Here is an 18,542-nt window from a genome sequence, read left to right as displayed (position 1 = left end):
AGGAGTGGCGCTCAGATGAGCGGATCTTGAGCGACTCCACTTCTCCAAGGTGTGGCACTGAGTGCCACACCTTGATCGTTCATCGATCGAACTCAAACGTGGAGAATGCCGCTCGAATGAGCGATGGAAGTCGTACCGAAGAGTTCATTCATTCAAGAAGTGAAAACACAAGCGGTCGGTCGCTTGCCAAGCCTTGACTTTCGATCCGCTGGCGGACGAGTGGTTACGGGCGCGTGACGCGCAAGTGGACGTACCCAGGTGCCTTTGATCTGGGTACATTCCTCGCCGTCAGGGCAGCCACCGCGTCCTCGAGGAGTCGAGACCCGTGTCGGAAAACAAAGATCCCCAGGTAGCGAACGCAGCGAAGTTCGTTTACGACTTCACCGAGGGCAACAAGGACCTCAAGGACCTCCTCGGCGGCAAGGGTGCCAACCTCGCCGAGATGACCAACCTGGGTCTCCCGGTCCCTCCGGGCTTCACGATCACCACCGAGGCCTGCAAGACCTACCTCGACAGCGGTGAGGAGCCCGCGGCCCTGCGGGACGAGGTGAGTGCGCACCTCGACGCCCTGGAAGCCAAGATGGGCAAGAAGCTCGGCCAGGCCGACGACCCCCTCCTCGTGTCGGTGCGCTCCGGAGCCAAGTTCTCCATGCCCGGCATGATGGACACCGTCCTCAACATCGGCCTCTCCGACAAGTCGGTGCAGGGCCTGGCCAAGCAGGCCGGCGACGACCGCTTCGCGTGGGACTCCTACCGCCGCCTGATCCAGATGTTCGGCAAGACCGTCCTCGGCGTCGACGGCGACCTCTTCGAGGAGGCGCTGGAGGCGGCGAAGACGGCCAAGAAGGTCGCGGTCGACACCGAGCTGGAGGCCGCCGACCTCAAGAAGCTCGTCACCAAGTTCAAGAAGATCGTCAAGACCGAGGCGGGCCGGGACTTCCCGCAGGACCCGCGCGAGCAGATGGACCTCGCCATCAAGGCGGTCTTCGACTCCTGGAACGGCGAGCGCGCCAAGCTCTACCGCCGCCAGGAGCGCATCCCGCACGACCTGGGCACCGCCGTCAACGTCTGCTCCATGGTCTTCGGCAACCTCGGCCCCGACTCCGGCACCGGCGTCGCCTTCACCCGCGACCCCGCCTCCGGCCACCAGGGCGTCTACGGCGACTACCTCCAGAACGCCCAGGGCGAGGACGTCGTCGCCGGCATCCGCAACACCGTCGCGCTGGCGGAGCTGGAGCGGATCGACAAGAAGTCGTACGACCAGCTGATGCAGATCATGGAGACGCTGGAGAACCACTACCTGGACCTGTGCGACATCGAGTTCACCATCGAGCGCGGCCAGCTGTGGATGCTCCAGACCCGCGTCGGCAAGCGCACCGCGGGCGCCGCCTTCCGCATCGCCACCCAGCTCGTCGACCAGGGTCTGATCGACGAGGCCGAGGCCCTCCAGCGGGTCAACGGCGCCCAGCTCGCCCAGCTGATGTTCCCCCGCTTCGACGACGAGGCGAAGGTCGAGCAGGTCGGCCGGGGCATCGCCGCCTCGCCGGGCGCGGCGGTCGGCAAGGCCGTCTTCGACTCGTACACCGCCGTCAAGTGGTCCCGGTCCGGCGAGAAGGTCATCCTGATCCGCCGCGAGACCAACCCCGACGACCTGGACGGCATGATCGCCGCCGAGGGCATCCTGACCTCGCGCGGCGGCAAGACCTCCCACGCGGCCGTGGTCGCGCGCGGCATGGGCAAGACCTGTGTCTGCGGCGCCGAGGAGCTGGAGGTCGACACCAAGCGCCGCCGGATGACCGTGCCCGGCGGGCACGTCGTCGAGGAGGGCGACGTCGTCTCCATCGACGGCTCCTCCGGCAAGGTCTACCTCGGCGAGGTGCCGGTCGTGCCCTCCCCGGTCGTCGAGTACTTCGAGGGCCGCATGCACGCGGGCGCCGAGGACGCCGACGAGCTGGTCGAGGCCGTGCACCGCATCATGGCCTTCGCCGACCGCAAGCGCCGGCTGCGGGTGCGGGCCAACGCCGACAACGCCGAGGACGCGCTGCGGGCCCGCCGGTTCGGCGCCCAGGGCATCGGCCTGTGCCGCACCGAGCACATGTTCCTCGGCGACCGGCGCGAGCTGGTGGAGCGGCTGATCCTGGCCGACAGCGAGGCCGTGCGCGAGGAGTCCCTCAAGGAGCTGCTGCCGCTCCAGAAGCAGGACTTCGTCGAGCTGTTCGAGGCGATGGACGGCCTGCCGGTCACCATCCGCCTCCTCGACCCGCCGCTGCACGAGTTCCTGCCCGACATCACCGAGCTGTCGGTGCGCGTGGCGCTCGCCGAGTCCCGGCAGGAGCCGCACGAGAACGAGCTGCGCCTGCTCCAGGCCGTGCACCGGCTGCACGAGCAGAACCCGATGCTGGGCCTGCGCGGCGTCCGCCTCGGCCTGGTCATCCCCGGCCTGTTCACCATGCAGGTCCGCGCCATCGCGGAGGCCGCCGCCGAGCGCAAGGCGAGCAAGGGCGACCCGCGTGCCGAGATCATGATCCCGCTGGTCGGCACCGTCCAGGAGCTGGAGATCGTCCGCGAGGAGGCCGACCAGGTCATCGCCGAGGTCGAGGCGGCCACCGGCGCCAAGCTCAAGCTGTCGATCGGCACGATGATCGAGCTGCCGCGCGCCGCGCTGACCGCCGGTCAGATCGCCGAGGCCGCGGAGTTCTTCTCCTTCGGCACCAACGACCTGACCCAGACCGTGTGGGGCTTCAGCCGCGACGACGTCGAGGCCAGCTTCTTCACCGCCTACCTGGAGAAGGGCATCTTCGGCGTCTCCCCGTTCGAGACCATCGACAAGGACGGCGTCGGCTCCCTGGTCGCCGCCGCCGCGAAGGCCGGCCGCGCCACGCGTCCCGACCTGAAGCTCGGTGTCTGCGGCGAGCACGGCGGCGACCCGGAGTCGGTGCACTTCTTCCACGAGGTGGGTCTGGACTACGTCTCCTGCTCCCCGTTCCGGATCCCGGTGGCCCGCCTGGAGGCGGGCCGGGCGGCGTCGCTGTCGAAGGGCAGCGACCACCGCTAGTCCCCGAAAGGGACCCTGATGCCCCGGAGCCGCCGTCTGTCACCCGACCACCCTCACCGATCGGCGGCGGCTCCGGTCCACGAGAAGGCGGCACCCGTGCGGGGGTGCCGCCTTTTGTGACACGTTCAACGGTGTGAATTCCCGTGTGCTGAGCAGCAGCAAGCTGTCAGCAGAGTTGGAGGGCCCTGGCAGCGGACAGCGGCCGACACCCGGAACGGTGGTTGGATGACGCAGACGGAGCACCGGGACACGGTCGGCACGGCCACCCGGGACGGAACCGGCGACAGAACCGCCGACGCGGTGCCGAGCCCCCGGACCGGCGCCCGGGAGACGGTCCCCGAGGCCGGGCCCCCGGTCCGCAGGAACCGGCTCGCGGCCCTGGACGGACTGCGTTTCCTGGCCGCCCTGTCCGTGGTCTTCTTCCACTTCGTCGGTCAGGTGCCCTCCACGATGCAGACCATCTGGGACCGCCCCGTCGAGGACGTCTTCCCCGAGGCCCACGGCTACTTCGCCTACGGCCGGCTCGGTGTCGAACTCTTCTTCCTGATCAGCGGTTTCGTCATCTGCATGAGCGCGTGGGGCCGCACCCCGCGCGACTTCTTCATCTCCCGCGTCACCCGGCTCTACCCGATGTACTGGGCGGCCGTCGCCATCACGGCCTGCGTGATCTACTTCGCCGACAACCCGTTCGGTCACCCGCCCCCGCGCGTGCTCTTCGCCAACCTGACGATGCTCCAGACCCCGCTCGGGGTGGAGCACCTCGACTCCGTCTACTGGACGCTCTGGCCCGAGCTGTGCTTCTACCTGACGTTCGCGGTCGTGGTGTGGAAGGGCCTGACCTACCAGCGCGTGGTGATCTACTGCGGCCTGTGGACGGTCGCCGCCGTGCTCGCCCCCAGCGCCGACATCCACCTGCTCACGCTGCTGACGAACCCGCCGTCCGCCCCGTACTTCATCGCGGGCATGGCCTTCTACCTGATGCACCGCTACCGGCCGACCCCGCTGCTGTGGGGCATCGTCGCCATGTCGTGGCTGGTGGCGCTGCACTACCTGCTGACGCCCGACGGGGGCCGCCTCAACTGGGACTCCTGGCAGCCTCACCGCGCCTGGCTGGTCGTGGTGATCACGGTGTTCTTCCTGCTGATCGCCGCCGTCGCGCTCGGCTGGACCAGCCGCGTCCGCTGGCGCGGGCTGACCGTCGCGGGCACCCTGACCTTCCCGCTGTACCTGCTGCACGACGCCATCGGCGTCAACATCCTGCACCGCTTCGGCGACCGGGCCCACCCGTGGGTCGTGGTCTGCGTCACCGTCGCCGCCCTGGTCGCGCTCTCCTACGTCGTGCAGCGGTTCGTGGAGCGCCCGGTGGCCCGGGCCGCACGGCGCTGGCTGAGCAGCGCCGCCTTCAGCCTCAAGACGCCGGAGCCCCGCCGCTGAACCGACGGGGCTCCGCGCGCCGCACGCGGGGTCAGGCGGCGCCGTCACCCCGGCGCCGCCGCGCGGCCAGCAGCAGTCCGCCGCCCGCGAGCACGACGATCCCGCCGCCCGCCGCGAGGTACGGCGTGCTGTCGTCGCCGCCGGTCTCGGCCAGGTCGGTGCCCTGCTGCCCGGCGGCCTCGTCCCCGCCGCCCTCCTCGCTGCCGGAGTCCTTGCCGCTGCCGGAGCCCGCCGCGTCGTCGGTGTCCTTGTCGTCGGCGGGCACGAAACCGGCCGGCGGCTTGTCGCAGCCGACGCCGTCCTTGTCGCGGTCCAGGTGCTCGCCGTAGTGCTCGTCACCCTTCTTGATGTTGGAGTACCCGGCGTCGTACGCCTCGGTGCAGTTCTTGAACGGGTGGGCGCCGTCGTGCGCCTGGGCGGCGGCCGGCAGGGCGGCCAGGGCCAGCGCGGCGACGGTCACGGCGGCGGGCTTGCGGAGCAGCTTCATCGAGAGTCCCGGGAATGGTGTGGAAGAGCGGATGTGAGGTGACGAAGCTATTGAGGTGACCGAGAAGTGGTGGAGATATGAAGGACTCGTGATGGGAACGTGACGTGACCGGACGGTAGCTCTCCGCTCAGGCCCGCCGGGCGCGTACGGTGAGAGAGGTCCCGACCAGCGAAGGAGCCGCGGATGACCGGCTGGAGCACGGGCGACATCCCCGACCTGGACGGGCGCGTCGCCGTCGTCACCGGGGCCAACGGCGGCCTCGGCTACGTGATCGCCCGGGAGCTGGCGCGCAAGGGCGCGTCCGTCGTGCTCGCCTGCCGCAGCGCCGAGCGGGGGAACGCGGCCGTGGCACGCCTGCTCGGCGAGGTGCCGTCCGCCGCCGTGGAACCGGCGCGGCTGGACCTCGGTGACCTCGCCTCGGTCCGGGAGTTCGCCTACGGGCTGTCGTACGAGCGGGTGGATCTCCTCGTCAACAACGCCGGGGTGATGGCGCTGCCGCACAGCACGACGGTGGACGGCTTCGAGACCCAGTTCGGCGTCAACCACCTGGGGCACTTCGCCCTCACCGGGCTGCTGCTGCCCTCCCTGCTGGCCGCGCCCGGAGCCAGGATCGTGACCGTCTCCAGCTTCCTGCACGTGCTGGCCAACGTCGATCCGCGCGACCTCAACAACGTGCGCCGCTACGGGCGCTGGACCGCCTACGCCCGGTCGAAGTCCGCCAACCTGCTCTTCACCCACGAACTGGCGCGCCGGCTCGCGGCCCGGGAGGGCGCCTCCGACGTACGCGCGGTCGCCGCCCACCCCGGGTACGCGGAGACCGGGCTCCATGCCGCCGGGCCCCGGGCCGAGGGGCGCCGGCTCGCCGAGCGGCTGGCGCGGCTCGGGAGCCGGGTCGTCGCCCAGTCCCCGGAGGCCGGCGCGCTGCCCGTCCTGTACGCGGCGACCGCGCCCGGCGTGCCCTCCGACTCCTTCACCGGCCCGTCCTTCGCGATGTGGCGCGGGACGCCCGCACCGTCCTGGCGGGCGTCCTGGACCACCGACGACGCGATGGGGGAGCGGCTGTGGGCCGCCTCCGAGCGGCTGACCGGGGTCGTCTACGAGCCGCTGCTGCCCTGAGGGGCTCCGGGGCCGCCCACGCCCGAGTCCTCCACGGCCACGCCGAACGGGTCAGGCGGCCTTCACCTCGTACGCGTCCACCCGGATCGCCGCGTCGTCCAGGCACTCGCCGGTCGTGAGGTCGAAGCGCTGCTTGAGCAGTGGGGAGGCGACGAACGGGCGGCCCCGGTGGGTGCCGGTCAGGCCGCGGGAGAGGACGGCCGCGCCGGTGAACGGGTCCCGGTTGTCGATGGCGTACAGCCCGCCGTCCCGGTCGCGGAACAGGGCGACCTGGCCGCCGTCCGGGAGCAGGGCCGCCACGCCCCGGCCCGGGAGCAGGACGCCGAGGTCGCAGGCGGTGAACCAGTCGTCGGTCAGCCTCAGCCGCACCTTCAGGTCGGTCGTCTCGGGTGCCAGGGACTCGGGTGCCAGGGTCATCGCCGGGTGCTTCCTTCCAGGAGGTCGTCTTCCGAGGGGCGCCGCAGGCCGATGTCCAGCAGCGGCAGGTCGGGCTTCATCTGGTCGCGCTCGGGCACGAAGCCCACGACCGGGTCGGGGGTGTCGGGCGCGTTCACGAAGGACACGAACCGCGCCAGCTTCTCGGGGTCGTTGATGGTCTCGGCCCACTCGTCCCGGTAGTGCGCGACGTGGGCCCGCATCAGGGACTCCAGCTCGTCGCAGATGCCGAGCGAGTCGTGCACCACCACGTCCCGTACGTGGTCCAGGCCGCCGGGGATGCGCTCCAGCCAGGTGGAGGTGCGCTCCAGCTTGTCGGCGGTGCGGATGTAGAACATCAGGAACCGGTCGATCAGACGGACCAGTTCGGCGTCGGAGAGGTCCTGGGCGAGCAGGTCCGCGTGGCGCGGAGTGGCGCCGCCGTTGCCGCCGACGTACAGGTTCCAGCCGTTGGAGGTGGCGATCACCCCGAAGTCCTTCGACTGGGCCTCGGCGCACTCGCGGGCGCACCCCGAGACCGCCGACTTCAGCTTGTGCGGGGACCTCAGGCCCCGGTAGCGCAGCTCCAGGTCGATCGCCATCCGCACCGAGTCCTGGACGCCGTAGCGGCACCAGGTCTGCCCCACGCAGGACTTCACCGTGCGCAGCGACTTCCCGTACGCGTGCCCCGACTCGAAGCCGGCGTCCACCAGCCGCGCCCAGATCAGCGGCAGCTGCTCGACGCGGGCGCCGAACATGTCGATGCGCTGACCGCCGGTGATCTTCGTGTAGAGCCCGAAGTCCCGGGCGATCTCGCCGATGACGATCAGCTTCTCCGGCGCGATCTCGCCGCCCGGGATGCGCGGGACGACGGAGTACGAGCCGTTGCGCTGGAGATTGGCGAGGAAGTGGTCGTTGGTGTCCTGGAGCGCGGCCTGCTCGCCCTCCAGGACATAGCCGCTCGCGCCGATCGCCGGGGCCAGCGAGGCGATGATCGAGCCGACCGCCGGCTTGCACACCTCGCAGCCCTCACCGCCCCGCGCGCCGTCCCGGCCGTGCCGGTCGAGCAGCTCCCGGTAGGAGGTGATCCGCAGGGCGCGGACGATCTCGTACAGCTCCTCGCGGGTCTGCGCGAAGCAGCCGCACAGCCCCTTGTCGACCTCGACGCCGCTCGCCTCCAGCTCGGCGGTGACCAGCTGGCCGAGCACCTTGACGCAGGAGCCGCAGCCGGTCCCCGCCTTGGTGCACTTCTTCACCTCGGGCACGGTCGTGCAGGAGTGCTCCGTCACCGCGCCGCGGATGGTGCCCTTGGTGACGTTGTGGCAGGAGCAGATCACCGCGTCGTCGGGCAGCGCGGCCGGGCCCAGCTGGACCGGGGCACCGGCACCGGCGGGCAGCACCAGCGACTCCGGGGAGACCGGCGGGACCGAGCCGGTGAAGGCCCGCAGGGTGCCGTACGCCTCCGCGTCGCCGACCAGGATGCCGCCGAGCAGCGTGCCGTCACGGCCGACGACCAGCTTCTTGTACAGGCCCGCCCGGGAGTCGGAGTAGACGACGTCCAGGCAGTCCTCGGCGGTGCCGTGCGCGTCGCCGAAGGACGCCACGTCCACGCCGAGCAGCTTCAGCTTGGTGGACAGGTCGGCGCCGGTGAAGGACGCTTCCTCGGCCGCGATGGTCGCCGCCGCCGTCTCGGCCTGCTCGTACCCCGGCGCCACCAGCCCGTACACCCGGCCGTCGGCCGCCAGCGCGCACTCGCCGATCGCGAACACGTGCGGGTCGGTGACCGTGCGGCACCGCTCGTCGACGCTGATCCCGCCGCGCTCGCCGACCGCGAGTCCGCAGTCCCGGGCCAGCTGGTCGCGGGGGCGGACACCGGCGCTGAACACCACGAGGTCGGTGGCGAGTTCGGAGCCGTCGGACAGCTTCATGCCGGTGACGGCGCCCGCCTCGTCGACCACGATCTCCTGGGTGCCGACGCCCGTGTGGACCGACAGGCCCATCTCCTCGATGGTGCGCAGCAGCGCCGCGCCGCCGCCCTCGTCGACCTGCACCGGCATCAGGCGGGGCGCGAACTCCACGATGTGCGAGGTGAGTCCGAGGCCCTTCAGCGCCCCGGCCGCCTCCAGGCCGAGCAGCCCGCCGCCGACCACGGCACCGGTCGTGACGTTCTTCGCGTACTCCTCGATGGCGAGGAGGTCCTCGATCGTCCGGTAGACGAAGCAGCCCTCGGCGTCCTTGCCGGGCACCGGCGGGACGAACGGGTAGGAGCCGGTGGCCAGGACCAGCACGTCGTACTCGACGACCAGCCCCGAGCGGGCGGTCACCTTGCGGGCCTCCCGGTCGACGGTCTCCGCCGGGTCCCCGACGCGCAGCTCGATGCCGTGCTCGGCGACGAAGACCGGGTCGGTCATCGACAGGTCCTCGGGGGTCTTGCCCGAGAAGTACGAGGTGAGCTGGACGCGGTCGTAGGCGGGGCGCGGCTCCTCGCACAGGACGACCACGCGGTGCGTGCCGGTCAGGCCGCGCTCGGCGAGGGCCTCCAGGAAACGCTGGCCGACCATGCCGTGGCCGACCAGCACGATCGTCGGGGTGTGCCCCGGGGTGGCGGTCATCAGGAGCCTCCGTCTTGGGTGAGCAGGTGGAGCAGGGGGCCGCCGTCGGAGGGGAGCGGCTCTGCTCCCTCCCAGGCGCGCGCCAGCGCGCCGACGGTGCCGAGTTCGCCGACCAGGACCCCGCCGACCAGCCGGTCGTCGCGGACGACGACCTTGCGGTAGGTGCCCCGGGTGGCGTCGGCGAGCTGCACGACGTCGTCGCCGGGGCGGGGGTCGGTCTCGCCGAACGCGGCGAGGTCGAAGGGGCTGTCCGGCCCGCCGAAGGGGCCGTCCGGCCCGGTGAGGGTCAGCCGGGTCAGCGAGCGGGTGCCGGTGTAGCGGGGGGCTGCCGCGCCGCTCCCCGTGCCGTCCCCGGCGAGCAGCCCGGCGAGCGCGTCCGCCTGTTCGAGGGCGGGCGCGGCCAGCCCGTACACGCGTCCCGCGTGCTCGGCGCAGTCGCCGACGGCGCGGATGCGCGGGTCCGAGGTGCGCAGCTCGTCGTCGACGAGGACGCCCTTGCCGACCTCGAGACCCGCCTCCCGCGCGAGCCCGACCCGCGGCCGGACCCCGCACGCGAGCACGACCAGGTCGGTGCCGAGGGCGTACCCGTCGCCCATCTCCACGGACCGCACCGCCCCGCCGACGCTGCGCACGTCCCGTACCCGGCACTCGGTGTGCACCTCGACGCCGAGACCCTCCAGGTGCCGCCGCACCAGCGCGGAGGCCGCCGGGTCGAGCTGCCGCTCCATCAGCCGCTCGGACTGCTGGGCGAGGACGACCTGGGCGCCGCGCACGGCCAGCGCGCGGGCGGCGGACACCCCGAGCAGCCCGCCGCCGATGACGACCGCCCGCGCCCCCGGCCGTACCGCCTTCGACAGTCCGAGGCAGTCGTCCATCGTCCGGAACGCGTGCACGCCCTCGGGCAGCTCGTGGTCCGGGGAGAACAGGCCGCGCAGGGGCGGCAGCACGGCGTTGGAGCCGGTGGCCAGCACCAGCGTGTCGTAGGCGATCACCGAACCGTCGGCGCACCGCACGGTCCGCCCGGCCCGGTCGACGCCGGTGACCCGGCCGCGCAGCAGTCCGGCGGGCGCCGGCAGGGCGATCACCTCGGGGCTGTACCGTCCGGCCAGCACCTCGGCGAGCAGCACCCGGTTGTACGGACGGTGCTCCTCGTCGCCGAGCAGCAGCGCGGGCGTGCCCAGCTCACCGAGCCGCCGGGCGAGCGTCACGCCCGCGAGTCCGGCGCCGATCACCACCACACGCGTTTTCGAGGTCATGGCACCGAGCGTGCGGTGCGGGTGTTACCCGGTGGCATCCCTTCTGTTTCCCGCGGGGAACGCTGCCCTCAGCGGGGGCGGCCGGGCCGTGTGAGGGGCGACCGGGGCGTGTCAGGGGCTGCGGACGGGCGCGGCGGGAACCTCAGAAGTCCCTCATCTCGATGGACGGCACACTCATCCCGTCCATAAGGTCATGATCATGCCCGACATATCGCTGACCACGGTCGTCCTGCTCTGCCTCGCCGCACTCGCGGCCGGCTGGATCGACGCCGTGGTCGGCGGCGGTGGCCTCCTGCTGCTGCCCGCCCTGCTGCTCGGCCTGCCCGCCGGCACCCCGGCCGCGCACGCGCTGGGCACCAACAAGGCGGTCGCCATCGTCGGCACCACGGGCGCGGCGGTGACGTACGCCCGCAAGGCGCCGGTGGACGTGCGCACCGCCGTACGCATCGGCCTGGCGGCGCTGGCCGGATCGTCCGGCGGGGCGTTCTTCGCGGCCGGGATGAGCACCGAGGTGCTCAAGCCGGTGATCATGGTGGTGCTGCTCGCGGTCGCGGCCTTCGTGATCCTGCGCCCCGCCTTCGGCACCGCGCCCGCCACCGGCCCGGCCACCCGCCGCCAGATCCTCGCCGCGATCGGCCTCGCCGGCCTCGGCATCGGCTTCTACGACGGCCTGATCGGCCCCGGCACGGGCACCTTCCTGGTCCTGGCCCTCACCGCGCTGCTCCACCTGGACCTGGTGACGGCGTCCGCCACCGCCAAGATCGTCAACTGCTGCACCAACGCGGGCGCCCTCGCCACCTTCGCCTGGCAGGGCGCGGTCCTGTGGCAGCTGGCCGTCCTGATGGCCGCCTTCAACCTGGCCGGCGGCATGTTCGGCGCCCACACCGCCCTCAAGAAGGGCAGCGGCTTCGTCCGCGTCGTCCTGCTGACGGTGGTCTTCGCCCTGGTGGCGAACCTGGCGTACGAGCAGTGGGTGGCGTAGCCCCCGCCCTCCGGCCCACGCCGCGGGCCGGAGGGCGGGGCGGCGGGGTCAGGACCGGACGATGCGGCGCACGTTGTCGACGTCGCCGCAGCCGTCCTTCAGCAGGCGCTCGCGTTCCTCCAGGAAGGCCGCGCCCAGCTCCTCCCGCCGCTCGGCGGCGACGTTCTCGCGCGCCCCGTTGAGGATGGTGCGCTCCTCCTCGTCGGCGTGGTGGGTGACGGCCTCCACCAGCTCCTCCAGCTTCGAGTCCCACTCCTCGGAGCCGACCTCCTCGACCTCCAGGAGGGCGAGGAGCGCCTCGTTGCCCTCCTCGTGCTCGTGCTCGCCGTGCTCGACCTCGTCGTCGTCGATGTTCTTGTACCGCTTGAGCGCCGGGTAGACCTTGGCCTCCTCGGCCTCCGCGTGCGCGATCAGCAGGTCGGCGAACTCCCGCAGGGCGGCCGCGCGGTCGGCCTCGACGCTGCGCATCAAACGGAAGAGGTCCTCCATCTTCCGGTGGTCGCGGAGGATCAGTTCGACAACGTCCCGGGTTTCGGCCATGACTGGACACCGTTCTCTCATGAAGTCGACGTGCGAGCACCGGATACCCCGAACCGCCCCGTCGCAACGGCCCGGGACGCGGGAAAGCCGGGGCACTCACGGACCGACGGACCGACGGACCGCTCGACCACCGCCGTCGCCCGCCGCCTCCCGGGCGAGTGCCCCGGCGCCCTCGCCGTGCCCCCCTCGCCGTGCCGCGCTCCCCGTCCCCTTCGGCCCCCCGGCGGTCACCGGCTCCCGGTGAGGTGGGCGAAGACGACCACGTTGCCCTGGTAGCCGGTACTGCGTGAGTAGGGGCCGCCGCAGGTGATGACGCGCAGTTCGGGGCGGTCGGCGGCGCCGTAGACCTTCTCGTCGGGGAAGGCGTCGGCGGCGTAGACCTCGACCGCGTCCACCGTGAACACCGCGACGCCGCCGTCGCGCCGGTCGACCTCGATCGTCGCGCCCTTGGCCAGTGCGCCGAGCCGGTAGAAGACGGCGGGGCCCTCGGCGTTGTCCACGTGGCCGGCGACGATCGCGGTGCCCGTCTCGCCGGGGGTGGTGCCGGCCTCGTACCAGCCGGCGAGGTTCTTCTTCTCGGCGGGCGGCACGTCCAGGCTGCCCGTCCCGGTCAGGCCCAGGCCCGTCAGCGGGGCGTCCACGCCGATCGCCGGGATGCGGACGCGGTCCGGCGGGGAGGGCGGCAGCGCCGGTGCGGCGGCGCCCCGGCCGGCCGGCCCGGTCCGGTCGGCGGTGCCGGACTGCGCGGCCGACGGCTGCGGCGGAGCGTCGGTACCGCCGCCGCCGAGCAGCAGCCAGCCGCCCGAGCAGAGGGCGACCGCGGTGACGGCCGCTATCGCGGTGTCCTTGACCCTGCGCATGACGTCCCCTCTCCCTCGCGTCCCTGGGAACCCCGGCCCCCTCCGGGCCGCGAGGGGCGTCGGACCCGGAGGGGGTGGGGAAGTGCGGTACCGGCGGACGGGCAGCGGAGGGTGCCCGTCAGATCCCGTCGCCTCTCGCCCGGCGATGCAGGAGCCAGGTACCGCCCGCGGCGGCGACGGCGAGAGCCGCCACGCCGGCCGCGGTCTGCACGGGATCGGGGCCAAGAGCGCCGCCGACCCCCGTCTTCACGCTTCCTCTGGGGTACACCTGCTCGGCGGCCGAGGTGAGCGTGACCACCAGGTCGCCCGTCACCCGCCGCTCGTCGTCCCCACAGGTCGCGACGATCTCGTACGTCCCCGGCTGCGCGCTCGGCGGCACTTCGAAGTGCCCCGTCGCCCCGCCCTCGCCCGTGCCCGGCGCCAGCGGGAACGCGCCCGCGCCGACCGCGCTGGCGTCCCCCGCCGCCGCGCCACCCTTTCCGCACACCGCGGTCGTCACCACGGCCCGCTCGCCCGGCACGACCGAGGACGGATACACCGCCAGGCCGCCGGTGACGACCCTCTCCCCGGCGTACACCGGGGCCGCGGTGGTCAGACCGACGGCCGCGGCGGCGAGCGCGGTACCGGTCAGCAGGCGGGCGGTACGTCGCATCGGTGCTCCTTTGAGCTCTTCGGTGGCCCCTGCCCTACCGAGGAAAGTGGCACCGGGCCCGGCCCGCCCCCCGAGCGGGTGTGAACGGGTGACCGGTGCCGCCGGACGAGCCCGGGAGCGGGGCGGCTTGACCTCAAGCAAACTTGAGGTACCAGGCTCTCCCGCATGGACACAACGACCGCACCGCTCCGCGTCACCCTGCTCGTCGGCAGCAACCGCCACGGCCGCTTCGGCCCCGTCGTCGCCGACTGGCTCCTGGACCACCTCCGGGCCCACGACGACCTGGTCCCCGAGGTGGTGGACGTCGCCGGGACCGACCTGCCCACGACCCTGGCCCCGACCCCGGAAACGACCGCCGCGCTGGCGGAGATCACCCCGAAACTGGCGGACGCCGACGCGTTCGTCGTGCTGACCCCCGAGTACAACCACTCGTTCCCGGCGGGTCTGAAGAACGTCATCGACTGGCACTTCACCGAGTGGCGGGCCAAGCCCGTCGGCCTGGTCTCCTACGGCGGCCTGGCCGGCGGTCTGCGGGCCGCGGAGCACCTGCGCCAGGTCTTCGCCGAACTGCACGCCGTCACCGTCCGCGACACCGTCTCCTTCCACAACGCGGGCGCGTCCTTCGACGACGAGGGCAGGCTCAGGGACCCGTCCGGCCCGGACGCGGCGGCCAAGACGATGCTCGACCAGCTGGTGTGGTGGGGGCGGGCCCTGCGGGAGGCGAAGGAGCGGCGGCCCTACGACGGCGCGTGAGACGCCGTCGGACGCCGTAGGACGTCATAGCCGCGGACGCCATAGGAGCTTCCTATGGCAGCCGCTGCAATTTCGTCTTTGCCTTCCCTCAATTTCCGGACCTACCGTGTGGAGGTAATCATGCGAAGGTGAAAGGGAAAACGCCATGGCCGCGAAGGAAAACGTGTCGGAAAACAGGGAACTCGCGGGAAAGCGGGCCCTGGTCACCGGCGGTACGCGCGGAATCGGAGCGGCCGTCGTGCGCCGGCTCCTGGACGCCGGCGCCGAGGTGATCACGACCGCCAGGTCGGCGACGGGCCCGGCGCCGGAAGGGGCCGGCTTCGTGCAGGCGGACGTGCGGACCCTCGCCGGCGCCGAGGCGCTCGCCGGGGCCGCGCGGGAGGCGCTCGGCGGGGTGGACATCCTGGTGCACAACGCGGGCGGGGCGCGGCCCCACAAGGACGGCCTGGTCATCCCCGACGAGGAGTGGCTGGACACGCTGAACCTGAACCTCCTCGCGTCGGTCCGGCTGAACTCGCTCCTGGTACCGGGCATGCGGGAACGTCGCTCGGGGGCGATCGTGCACATCTCCTCGGCCGCGGTCGCGCCCCCCGCACCCCCGTTCCTGCACTACCAGGCGGCGAAGGCGGCGCTGGACAACTACAGCGCCGGACTGGCCGCGACGCTGGCCCCCTCCGGCGTCCGGGTCAACACCGTCAGTCCCGGCCGGACCTCCACCCCCGGCGGGGAGGAGACCCGGGAGCACTGGGCGAGCCTCGACGCCGGACCCGCCGCGAGCGGCACCGCCCCGCTGGGGCGCGACGGCCTGCCCGACGACATCGCCCACGCGGTGCTGTTCCTCGTGTCCGACCGGGCGGGCTGGGTGACCGGGACCAACCTAGCCGTGGACGGCGGGGAATATCCCAGGAGCTGACATTCCGGGGGTCGGCCTCCGAAGAAATGTGAAGCTGGAAAAGCCTGCGAAAAAGGGGTCCGGAAATGGGTATGTACAGCAACAAGAATGTAGTGATCACGGGTGGCGGCAGTGGAATGGGTTTCGCGATGGCGGAACTGCTGGTGCGCGGCGGAGCCCGCGTCGTGATCACCGGCCGTTCGCAGGCCACGCTCGACACCGCGCGGGAGCGGCTCGGCGAGAACGCGGTGGCCGTCCGCGGCGACGTGGCCTCACTGCCGGACCTGGACGCTCTCGCCGACCGCGTGAAAGCCGAACTGGGCACGGTCGACGCCCTGTTCGTCAACGCCGGCGTCGCGACCCTCACGCCGCTCGCGTCGACGACCGAGGAGGCGTACGACGAGCTGTTCGCGATCAACGTCAAGGGCGCCTGGTTCACCGTGCAGAAGCTCGCCCCGCTGCTGAGCACGGGCGCCGGCGTCGTCCTCACCACCTCGGTCGCGAACGTCGTCGGCATGGCGGACACCAGCGTCTACGCGGCCGGGAAGGCGGCGCTGCGCTCGATGGCCCGCAGCTTCTCCCGTGAGCTGCTGCCCCGCGGCATCCGGGTCAACGCGATCAGTCCCGGCCCCGTCGACACGGGAGCCCTGGACGCGACGATGACCGCCGAGGAGGCCGAGCGGTTCAAGGCGGAACGGGTCGCGGACAACCCCATGCGGCGCTTCGGCACCCCCGAGGAGATCGCCCGGGCCGCCGCCTTCCTCGCCTTCGACGCCACCTACACGACCGGCGCCGAGCTGGCCGTGGACGGCGGCGTCACCCAGCTCTGAGCGAACCGGTACCAGGTCTCCTGCCGCAGGAACTCCAGCAGCGCCGTCTCCGCCGGGCCCGCGCCGGGCCGGACCGCGGCGACGACGGGCTGGGACACGGCCGGGGACACCGGGCGCACCAGGTGCTCGTGACCGGGCGGCACCGCGGACGCCGGGACGAACGTCACCCCGAGGCCGTGGGCGGCCCAGCGCACGGCCGTCGCCGTCTGGGAGACCCGGGCGACGGTGGTCGGGGCGAGCCCGTTCTCCCGCAGCACCTCCACCAGGACGCCGTCCAGGGCGCTGGCGGGGTCGAACCGCACCCACGGCTCCCGCTCCAGGTCCCGCAGCGCGACCCGGTCCGCGGCGAGCTGCGGGTGTCCGGCGGCCAGCACCACGACGAACTCCTCGTCGCCGAGGTGGTGGCCGTCGTACAGGCCCTCGTCGCACGGCCCGGCCATGATGGCGAGGTCCAGCACGCCCCCGCGGGCCAGCCGCTCCAGCTCGGTGGGGTTCGGCTCCTCGAAGACGGTGACCTCCAGGCGCGGGAAGCGGCGGCGCAGCGCGCTCAGGGCGCCCGGCAGCTGCCGTGTGCCCAGGCCCATCTGCACCGCGACCACCACCTCGCCCGCCAGCTCCTCGGCGCCGGCCCGCGCCGTCGCCCGCGCCCGGCGGGCCGCGTTCACCGCGATCTCCGCGTCCCGCAGGAAGGCGCGGCCGGCCACGGTGGGGACGAGACCGGCCGGGGTGCGGGAGAACAGCTCCACGCCGAGGTCCCGCTCCAGACCGCGGATCTGCTGGGACACCGAGGGCTGGGCGACGCGCAGCGCCTCGGCCGCGGCCGTCACCGAGCCCTCCTCGGCGACGGCCAGGGCGTACTCGAACTGCCTCAGGCTCATCGGCTTCCGTCCCCTCGTTCGTGCTCTCGCCGCAAGCGTAAGCGAGCGCGGCGGGGACGGGCGCCGGACGACCGGGGGTCAGCCCACGTCCACCGCGCTCCACGCCGCGCCGACCGCGGCGTACTCGGCGCTGTCGGTGCCGTACAGGTCACCGGCCGCGCTCAGGGTGGCGGCGCGGGCGCCCGCGTAGTCGGTGGACGAGGTCATGTAGACCGTCAGCGCCCGGTACCAGATGTCGCCGAGCCTGTCCCGGCCGATCCCGGAGACCGTGGAGCCGTCGCAGGTCGGGGAGGAGTAGGCCACGCCGCCCACGGTCCGCGCGCCGCTGCCCTCGGCCAGCAGGTAGGCGAAGTGGTTGGCGACGCCGGAGGAGTAGTGGACGTCCAGGTCGCCCAGCGAGGTGCTCCAGCAGTCGGCCGAGCTGCCGTCCCTGCTCGGCCGGTCCATGTAGCGCAGGGCGTCCCGGCCGAAGCCGTCCCGGACGACCTTCTCGCCGATCAGGTAGTCCCCGGGGTCGGCGGAGTTGTCCGCGTGCCACTCCACCAGGGCGCCGAAGATGTCCGAGGTCGCCTCGTTCAGGCCGCCGGACTCGCCCGAGTACGTCAGCGCCGCCGTCTTCGACGTCACCCCGTGCGACATCTCGTGCCCGGCGACGTCCAGCGAGACCAGCGGCCCGAAGGTCGTCCCGTCACCGTCGCCGTACGTCATGCAGAAGCAACCGTCGTCCCAGAAGGCGTTGTTGTACCGGGTGCCGTAGTGCACGCGGTTGTACGAGCCCTTGCCGTCGCCCGCGATGCCGCTGCGCCCGTGGACGTCCTCGTAGTAGTCCCAGGTGGCGTCGGTGCCGTACTGCGCGTCCACCGCTGCCGAGGCGCGGTCGTCCGCCTTGCCCGTGCCCCAGTGGTCGTCGGCGTCGGTGAACAGCGTCGCGGGCGCCCGCACCAGGCAGAGGGTGAGGAAGCACAGGTCGGTCTGATTCTCCGCGTCACCCGTGTACGTGCCGCCGCGCGTCGCGTCCTTGAGCTGGTACGACGACCCGTTCCGCGTCGTCTCCAGCGGCACCGTGCCCCCGTACAGCGACTTCCCGTCGCCGGAGGCCGACTCGACGGTGTCCCAGGCGTCGATGCGGGCGCCGGTGCCCGCGTCGGTCAGCACGGTGCGCGCGACCGGGTTGCCGAGGGAGTCCAGCGCCGCCGTGTCGGTCCGCCAGGCCAGCTTCGGGGCGCCGTGCAGGGCGTCGACGACCAGCTCGGACTTGGCGGTGAGCCTCTTCAGCAGCTCGCCCGGGTTGGCGGCGCGCAGCGCGTTCGCGGCCAGGTCGGCGGCCCTGGGCGCCGACAGCTTCGGGGTGACGGTGGGCAGGGAGAGCGGGGTGTCCGTCGCGCGGTCGGCGCCGCGGAAGCCGCCGTCGGGGGCGAGGTGGACGACGAAGTCACCGCCGAGGACGGGAAGTTGCCGGTAGGTGCGGTCGTAGCGGACGTGCTGGGTGCCGTCCTCGTCGACGATGACGTCGCGGACCTCGGTGTCCTGGACGTCCGTCAGGTCCAGGGCGGCGGCGTGGTCCGACAGGGCCGCCGCCGCGTGGTCGAGGGCGGCGGCCGGGGTCGGGCGGCCGGCGGCGGTGGCGCCGGGGGCGAGGGCGGCGATGAGCAGGGTCGCGGTGGTGGCGGCGGTACCGGCCAGGACAAGACGGGAACCGTTGACGTGCCGTATTCGGCTCATCGATCTCCTCGGTACGGGCGCGCCTCTCGGCGCTTGCGGGCGCTGGTGCCTGACTCGGA

General features: G+C 72.6%; 16 protein-coding genes. 7 read left to right on the top strand and 9 right to left on the bottom strand.

The features are described from left to right. Positions 1–325 precede the first annotated feature (325 nt). Both ppdK and ACZ56V_RS06275 read left to right on the top strand, forming a co-directional pair. Positions 326–3,055, top strand: coding sequence for a pyruvate, phosphate dikinase (ppdK, locus tag ACZ56V_RS06280; protein ID WP_468939735.1), 2,730 nt, complete (start codon positions 326–328; stop codon positions 3,053–3,055). A gap of 225 nt (positions 3,056–3,280) precedes the next feature. Then, positions 3,281–4,489, top strand: coding sequence for an acyltransferase family protein (locus ACZ56V_RS06275; protein ID WP_468939732.1), 1,209 nt, complete (start codon positions 3,281–3,283; stop codon positions 4,487–4,489). A gap of 31 nt (positions 4,490–4,520) precedes the next feature. Here ACZ56V_RS06275 and ACZ56V_RS06270 read toward each other — a convergent pair whose 3' ends face one another. After that, positions 4,521–4,976, bottom strand: coding sequence for an LAETG motif-containing sortase-dependent surface protein (locus ACZ56V_RS06270; RefSeq protein WP_398911076.1), 456 nt, complete (start codon positions 4,974–4,976; stop codon positions 4,521–4,523). Between the two features lie 183 nt (positions 4,977–5,159). Here ACZ56V_RS06270 and ACZ56V_RS06265 point away from each other — a divergent pair, with 183 nt between their 5' ends. Continuing rightward, on the top strand, positions 5,160–6,092 hold the full coding sequence (locus ACZ56V_RS06265; RefSeq protein ID WP_468939728.1) for an oxidoreductase: 933 nt from the start codon (positions 5,160–5,162) through the stop codon (positions 6,090–6,092). Between the two features lie 51 nt (positions 6,093–6,143). Here ACZ56V_RS06265 and nirD read toward each other — a convergent pair whose 3' ends face one another. The 3 genes from nirD to ACZ56V_RS06250 are packed head-to-tail and all read right to left on the bottom strand — an operon-like array spanning position 6,144 to position 10,374. Next, positions 6,144–6,509 (bottom strand): nitrite reductase small subunit NirD, encoded by a 366-nt coding sequence (gene nirD, locus ACZ56V_RS06260; RefSeq protein WP_468939725.1) that lies wholly within the window; start codon positions 6,507–6,509, stop codon positions 6,144–6,146. After that, the gene (gene nirB / locus ACZ56V_RS06255; RefSeq protein ID WP_468939722.1) at positions 6,506–9,118 is read right to left on the bottom strand and encodes a nitrite reductase large subunit NirB; all 2,613 of its coding nucleotides are present in this window, start codon (positions 9,116–9,118) and stop codon (positions 6,506–6,508) included. Before nirB ends, nirD begins: the two co-directional genes overlap by 4 nt. Next, the gene (locus ACZ56V_RS06250) at positions 9,118–10,374 is read right to left on the bottom strand and encodes an NAD(P)/FAD-dependent oxidoreductase (protein WP_398911087.1); all 1,257 of its coding nucleotides are present in this window, start codon (positions 10,372–10,374) and stop codon (positions 9,118–9,120) included. Before ACZ56V_RS06250 ends, nirB begins: the two co-directional genes overlap by 1 nt. A gap of 199 nt (positions 10,375–10,573) precedes the next feature. Between ACZ56V_RS06250 and ACZ56V_RS06245 the strand changes: the two genes are divergently transcribed. After that, complete coding sequence (locus ACZ56V_RS06245; RefSeq protein WP_121704708.1) at positions 10,574–11,356, top strand: sulfite exporter TauE/SafE family protein; 783 nt, start codon at positions 10,574–10,576, stop codon at positions 11,354–11,356. Between the two features lie 48 nt (positions 11,357–11,404). Here the strand turns inward: ACZ56V_RS06245 and ACZ56V_RS06240 are convergent, their stop codons facing one another. From ACZ56V_RS06240 to ACZ56V_RS06230, 3 genes are all read right to left on the bottom strand, one after another. After that, entirely contained in the window at positions 11,405–11,896 is a 492-nt protein-coding gene (locus ACZ56V_RS06240; RefSeq protein ID WP_398911089.1) for a hemerythrin domain-containing protein, read from the bottom strand. Positions 11,897–12,123: 227 nt separating this feature from the next. Further along, positions 12,124–12,756: a class F sortase gene (locus tag ACZ56V_RS06235; protein ID WP_104634881.1), complete on the bottom strand. Its 633-nt coding sequence runs from the start codon at positions 12,754–12,756 to the stop codon at positions 12,124–12,126. 118 nt (positions 12,757–12,874) lie between these two features. Continuing rightward, positions 12,875–13,408, bottom strand: a complete 534-nt coding sequence (locus tag ACZ56V_RS06230) for a hypothetical protein (RefSeq protein ID WP_468939716.1) — start codon at positions 13,406–13,408, stop codon at positions 12,875–12,877. A 165-nt stretch (positions 13,409–13,573) separates the two neighbouring features. Here ACZ56V_RS06230 and ACZ56V_RS06225 point away from each other — a divergent pair, with 165 nt between their 5' ends. From ACZ56V_RS06225 to ACZ56V_RS06215, 3 genes are all read left to right on the top strand, one after another. Continuing rightward, a complete protein-coding gene (locus ACZ56V_RS06225) occupies positions 13,574–14,161 on the top strand; it encodes an NADPH-dependent FMN reductase (protein WP_398911093.1) in 588 nt (195 codons plus the stop codon). A 145-nt stretch (positions 14,162–14,306) separates the two neighbouring features. After that, positions 14,307–15,074, top strand: coding sequence for an SDR family oxidoreductase (locus ACZ56V_RS06220; protein WP_467377939.1), 768 nt, complete (start codon positions 14,307–14,309; stop codon positions 15,072–15,074). A gap of 65 nt (positions 15,075–15,139) precedes the next feature. Then, positions 15,140–15,883 (top strand): SDR family oxidoreductase, encoded by a 744-nt coding sequence (locus ACZ56V_RS06215; protein WP_468939711.1) that lies wholly within the window; start codon positions 15,140–15,142, stop codon positions 15,881–15,883. Here the strand turns inward: ACZ56V_RS06215 and ACZ56V_RS06210 are convergent. After that, positions 15,832–16,761 carry a LysR family transcriptional regulator gene (locus ACZ56V_RS06210; protein ID WP_104634876.1) on the bottom strand — a complete coding sequence of 310 codons (930 nt, stop codon included), beginning with the start codon at positions 16,759–16,761 and terminating at the stop codon, positions 15,832–15,834. The two genes, ACZ56V_RS06215 and ACZ56V_RS06210, sit on opposite strands and share 52 nt — an antisense overlap. 78 nt (positions 16,762–16,839) lie before the next feature. After that, entirely contained in the window at positions 16,840–18,483 is a 1,644-nt protein-coding gene (locus ACZ56V_RS06205; protein WP_468939707.1) for a M4 family metallopeptidase, read from the bottom strand. Between the last annotated feature and the right edge of the window lie 59 nt (positions 18,484–18,542).

The organism is Streptomyces sp. NPDC034099 (assembly GCF_055575415.1).
The sequence above is the reverse complement of the archived record's forward strand: the minus strand, read 5'-3'. Positions and strand labels throughout refer to the sequence as shown.